At 63.3% G+C, this 5224-nt stretch carries 5 protein-coding genes and 1 pseudogene; 2 read left to right on the forward strand and 4 right to left on the reverse strand.

Going from position 1 to position 5224, the window contains the following annotated elements; genetic code table 11:
• Together ACRDUX_RS34875 and ACRDUX_RS34880 are read right to left on the reverse strand one after the other, a co-directional pair.
• Nucleotides 1-1285 (reverse strand): protein kinase domain-containing protein (locus ACRDUX_RS34875; protein WP_526421094.1); only part of this gene is annotated, 1285 nt, incomplete at its 3' end.
• A gap of 212 nt (nt 1286-1497) precedes the next feature.
• On the reverse strand, nt 1498-1866 hold the full coding sequence (locus tag ACRDUX_RS34880; RefSeq protein WP_526421096.1) for a hypothetical protein: 369 nt from the start codon (nt 1864-1866) through the stop codon (nt 1498-1500).
• A gap of 374 nt (nt 1867-2240) precedes the next feature.
• On the opposite strand from ACRDUX_RS34880, the gene ACRDUX_RS34885 reads away from it, so the two are divergent.
• Together ACRDUX_RS34885 and ACRDUX_RS34890 are read left to right on the forward strand one after the other, a co-directional pair.
• Nucleotides 2241-2702, forward strand: a complete 462-nt coding sequence (locus ACRDUX_RS34885) for a glucose-6-phosphate dehydrogenase (protein WP_526421097.1) — start codon at nt 2241-2243, stop codon at nt 2700-2702.
• A gap of 325 nt (nt 2703-3027) precedes the next feature.
• Entirely contained in the window at nt 3028-3867 is an 840-nt protein-coding gene (locus tag ACRDUX_RS34890; RefSeq protein ID WP_526421099.1) for an MBL fold metallo-hydrolase, read from the forward strand.
• 75 nt (nt 3868-3942) lie between these two features.
• On the opposite strand, the gene ACRDUX_RS34895 is transcribed toward ACRDUX_RS34890, so the two are convergent.
• Complete coding sequence (locus ACRDUX_RS34895; RefSeq protein ID WP_526421101.1) at nt 3943-4626, reverse strand: alpha/beta fold hydrolase; 684 nt, start codon at nt 4624-4626, stop codon at nt 3943-3945.
• A 402-nt stretch (nt 4627-5028) separates the two neighbouring features.
• Nucleotides 5029-5224: pseudogene (locus ACRDUX_RS34900) on the reverse strand (hypothetical protein); the annotation flags it as partial.

A 5224-nucleotide genomic window follows, 5' to 3' on the forward strand; every position in this document is an offset into this window, starting at 1 on the left:
CCTCCAAGACGTCGGTGAGCTCGGTTGCCAGCGTGGGCGTCACCGCGCGGATGGCCTCGATCAGATGAGACAGGAACCAGACCACGTTGTTGTCGTCGTGGTCGACGGTCAACCAGGCCACCGCGACGCCTTCGGCGGTCAGCAGCTTCGCCCATTGCGCGGCAAGCGTGCTCTTCCCGAAGCCGGTTGGGCCGTGGATCACCGTGAGCTTCTTGTCCTGTTCTCGTAGGACGTCGATCAGCCGCGCGCGGTCGACCAACGCCTTCGTTGACACCGGTTGTTGGAACCGGGTTGCCGGTGTCGGGGGTGTCACCATCCGCGCTGGGTAACTACCGGATGGCGTGCCCGGCGACCGCGTGGGGTTGTACCGGATCGTCGGCGCACTTATGGGCACGGGCATGTCGTCGACCGGCAAGCCATGCCGCCGTTGCACGTCGCGCAACTGCTCCCCGAAGGCCTCCGCGGTCGCCGGCCGGTCCTCGAGATCGCGCGACATCGCCTGCTCGATCACTGCGCACACATCGGTCGGCAGGCCGGAGTCCCGCAGGGTCGGCATCGGGTGCTTGGTGATCCGGAGAAACTGGGCGACCATCTGCTCGCCCTTGCGACGCTCGAACACCGCGTGACCGGTGCCGGTGCAGAACAATGTCGACGCCAGGCTGTAGACATCAGAGCTCACGTCCGGTGATTGGCCGAGCAGCACCTCCGGGGCCGTATACGCCGGCGAACCCATGACCGCGCCTTCCGCGGTCTCGAACCCGCCGATGATGCGGGCAATCCCGAAGTCCGTCAGCTGCGGTTCGCCGTACTCGGTGAGCAGGATGTTGGCCGGCTTGACGTCGCGATGGAGGGTCTTCCGTCGGTGCGCGGTTTCCAACGCGCCGGCGACCTTGACGCCGATGTGCAGTGCGTCGGCCCACCCGACCGGTCCGTTGTCATGAATCTTGGTCTCCAACGAACCGTGCGGGTGGTACTGCATCACGATGTATGGCCGGCCGGTGGCGGTCATCCCGACCTGGAAGATGGTGACGATGTGCGGATGCCCGGACAGTTTGCCCATTGCGACCTGCTCGCGCACGAACCGCTCCAGGTTGTCGGGCTCGAGGTACGCGGTCAGCACTTTCACCGCGACGGTGCGATCGAGCTCGCGCTGGTTGCAGCGATACACCACGCCGAACCCGCCTCGGCCGATCTCCTCGGGATCCTCGAAACCGGCAGCCACCAACTCCGCCGGGACCCCGGCGTGCTCATCGCCCTGCGTCGGCAGGGGGTCGCTGCTGGCCATCGCTCGCCTCGAACCGCACCGGCGCCATGGCAGCACCATGGCTACCCAACCCGAGCATAAGCTGAACGGTCATCCGCCGATGGCCGATGACCAATCGAGTGCCGAGCGGATCGAAATCATTCCGGCCCAGGATCGGAGCTCAGCATCGTGGACCCGCCGGGAACGGATCTGGGAACAAGACGTGGCGGCTATGAATTCGTCGTAGGCCGACGCTATTCCCCGAGAAGACGTCCGTCGACGAGGCAGCTCCGTCCAGCCGACCTCGTGTGAACGCCGGCGCAGTGTTCGGCCACGCAGTCGAGTAGGTCAACGTCACCGAGGGGCAAGGCGGCCAAGATGGTTCGAGGTGTGCACATGATGTCGAGGTCGAACACCGCGTCGATGAGGCGGCGACGCAGACGGGACGAGGGGTGCCCCGGCGCGATGTCGATGCTGAGCTCGACGCTGGAACGCGAGGGCCGGATGTCGGCATACGCGACGTGGTGCGGACCGGCGTCGATGCTGATGTGGTAAGCGCCTTGGTCGGCGGCGACGTGAGTCGACAGTGCGCTCTGGTCGAAATCCGTCAGGGATGCGTTCATCGCTTCTCCCGGTCTGCATCATTGATATGGAGCCTCGGCGGCGCCGACACTGATCGGTGTCCTGTGAGTCGGTCCTCGACTGCGGAGGTCTATGGATACGGTCTCACCATTCGTGGGCGGGGGGAAGTCCCGACTCAATCGAAGATCATGGCGCTGGAATCGCGCGAGACCACTGTTGGTGCTCGGCCTCGGCCCGCTCGGCTCGATGGCGTGCCGGGTCGCGAATCGCCCCAAATATCAGGGTCTTCGGCGTGTACAGGGTCTTCGGCGTGGACCTGGTCGACGAGAGGCTGAAGCGACGCGGCAGACCGGTACTCATCTGACGGCTTCGGGCGCACAATTGAGGTGTCCGTCTGAAAACCCGAGGAGCCGCGATGAGCGAGCAACGGTACGACTTCTTCGGTGAGATCTTCCAGCGGTACTTCAGGCCCGCGATCGGCGCATATCCGCAAATGGGTGGAGCACTCGTCGAGAGGTTACTTTCACTCACCGACGACGTCCCTGATCGATTGGCCGAGACTCGGCGCGCCGCGATGGCATGGGGCAAAGTCGAGAACGCCAGAATCACTTCGGAACTCTTCGTGATCACCCAACATGGACTGATTTATGCCGCTGGGTTGAGCGAGTCGCACCGGGCGCTGTATTACCTGGCCACGCCAACCGGGTTGTTCGATCCGTTCGTCGATCAGGTCGAGACCGCCGAGTTGCGTGACGGCGAGGTGGTCGTGGTGGACAGCCGGTTCGGCCGTGACCTCGGAACGGCTCGTCCGATGGACGCAGCACTGCGGCGGATACTCGATGAGCACCTGGCGCTGCGGGTGGATCTGCCCGCGTAGCGATTTCTTCACCGCGGCCTTCTTGGCCGGCGCCAAGGTTCACCCCCGGGGGATTTTCGGGCTCTCGGCACCGGGTCGGCAAGCGGGCCGGTTCTCTTCCGCGTCTGTCAGTTCCGGTCGAAAACTGAGCAGGTAGTTCCGGAACGGGTTGCGCAGAATTCAACCGGAGCTGACATTTTGAATGCCGTGTCCTTGGCTTTGGTGGTCATCGAGGGGGCCTAGCCAGTCCGCACGATCTGGCTCAGACTGAAACTGCGACATCCCAAGCCCGAATGGAGAAGCGCGTCACGGTGGTGAGCAATAGCCAGCCCAAGGAGAGCCGACGATGAATGCCTTAGAGCTACCAAGCAGTGGAACAGCAGATTTCGACGAAGGGAATGTGTATTTCATCGGTAACGCCACCACATTGATCCGTTTCGGCGGACTGACGATTCTGACGGATCCCGCCTTCCTCCACAAAGGCGAGCACGTCAATCTGGGTCATGGCATCTGGGCTCGGCGCGAGGTCGAACCCGCTTGCCAGATTGCTGACCTGCCACCGATCGATCTGATCATCTTGTCGCACTACCACGGCGATCATTTCGATGACGTCGCCGCGCAAGAGCTCGACAAGAAACTACCCATCGTCTCAACGGCTGACGCGGTGGACAAGCTCAGCGCTCTCGGCTTTGAGCAGGGCTATCCCCTCGACACCTGGGAATCCCTCGTGGTGCAGAAGGGCGACGCGACGCTGAATATCACCGCCATGCCGGCCAAGCACGCCACGGACGACGCAGTCAATGCGCTGTTGATGCCTGTTAACGGGCACTTGCTCGACTTCAGCCGGGATTCCGATCACCTCTACCGGCTCTACATAACCGGGGACACGATGCTCGTCGATAGCCTCGAGGACATCCCGCGCCGTTACCCCGACATAGACCTCGGTCTGATTCACACGGGTGGCACGACCTTCCTCGTCACGGTTGTCACGATGACCGGCGAGCAAGGAGTGAAGGCTGTCGAGATCACCAAACCGCGCACCGCCATCCCGATCCACTACAACGACTTCTCAGTATTCCTATCGGGACTCGACGACTTCAAGAAGGCCGCCCAGACCTCGACCGCGAGGACGGAGTTCGTCTACCTCGCTCATGGCGAGACCTACAGATTCAAGTCCAGTGTGTGAACATCGCTCACCGACGCACCGCGTCGCGTTCATCGCCAACGGCGACATCGATCCGATGCGAGGCGTGCGATTCGCCTAGGTGCACGCCTGTCGAATAAGGGCTGCGGTCTTGGCCGGCTGTGACATGTAGACGGCGTGGCTAGCGGCGACCTCGACCGTAGTAGCACCGGCCCGGTGCGCCATCGCGCGCTGGGTTGACGGTGCGATCATGTGGTCTTCGGTTGCGATCAGGTACGAGCTTGGCTTGCTGCGCCAGGCGGGGTCGGTGACCGGCTCATCCATAGCTTCCACGGCAAACGGGACCTGCGCGTCGGCCATGAATGCGGCGTCTGCGGTGGGCAGGTCAGCACCGAACGAGTTGTGGAACCCCCACCGGTCCTGGAACAAGAAACCGCCGGGCACTGACACGAGCGGTGACTCCGGCGCGTTCGGGTCGCCGTAGAAAGATCTGACCGACTCGCCCTTATCCGGCGCGAAGGCCGCGATGTAGATCAGGGCTATGACCTTCTCGTGGGTGCCCGCCTCGGTGATGACCGCTCCGCCGTAGGAGTGTCCGACCAGCACGACCGGTCCGTCTTGCGCGTCGACGATCAGGCGCGTCGCGGCGGCGTCGCCCTGCAATGACAGGGTCGGATTCTGCACCACGGCAACGTGATAGCCATCGCGTGTGAGCAGGTCATAAACCGCCCGCCAGGTAGATCCATCTACAAAAGAGCCGTGCACCAATACGACGTTCCTGATTGCTGAGCCGGTACCCATGACGGTCTCCTTCCACGACGGGCCCAGGGTTTTTTGAGGGCGGCCCGTTCACGGTTCTCGACTGCCGTCTCAAGCATCTGCCGAGTGGCGGCTTGGCCGCGACTGGTGTCGGGCTGGCGACTCACTGCCGCGAGAATAAGGGCGGGTTCGGGAGGACATGAGCGCGCCTCATTACCTCCGCGCGGTCGGCTTTCATCTCTTCGCCGACTCTTTGGATCAGTCACTCCCGAACCCGTCGTGTGATCGATGCTACGCCGGGAATGGGGCCGACACCAGACGTAATTTCTAGCCCCAGAATCGTTGGCCCGCACCGCGGGTCGCACTGGCGATGCGGCGTGCCGGGTGTCTACCAATTGGCCGCCAATTTGGGTTCAACCCGCCGTCGACTGGTTACTGGAAGCCCTATCGATACGTTCCGTCAGCCTCGGCCTGCGATGACGTTGGTTCGCTACGTACCAGCGCGATGTCATCGCCGACGTTGACGGTGACGACGTTCTCGCCCGGCTCCTCCACGAATGGGAGTTGGAGCAGGCCGTAGAAGTCGTCGGTCCTGACGAAGGTGTGCGCCCGGGCGAACAGCGGGTGCACATCGAACACC

Origin of the sequence: Mycobacterium sp., from assembly GCF_050701675.1 — a bacterium.
GTDB lineage: Bacteria > Actinomycetota > Actinomycetes > Mycobacteriales > Mycobacteriaceae > Mycobacterium.

Excerpts from the sequence above, each read along its gene's own strand:
- ACRDUX_RS34890 (WP_526421099.1), top strand. The coding sequence starts at position 3,028 with ATGAATGCCTTAGAGCTACCAAGCAGTGGAACAGCAGATTTCGACGAA.
- ACRDUX_RS34885 (WP_526421097.1), top strand. The coding sequence starts at position 2,241 with ATGAGCGAGCAACGGTACGACTTCTTCGGTGAGATCTTCCAGCGGTAC.
- ACRDUX_RS34895 (WP_526421101.1), bottom strand. The coding sequence starts at position 4,626 with ATGGGTACCGGCTCAGCAATCAGGAACGTCGTATTGGTGCACGGCTCT.
- ACRDUX_RS34880 (WP_526421096.1), bottom strand. The coding sequence starts at position 1,866 with ATGAACGCATCCCTGACGGATTTCGACCAGAGCGCACTGTCGACTCAC.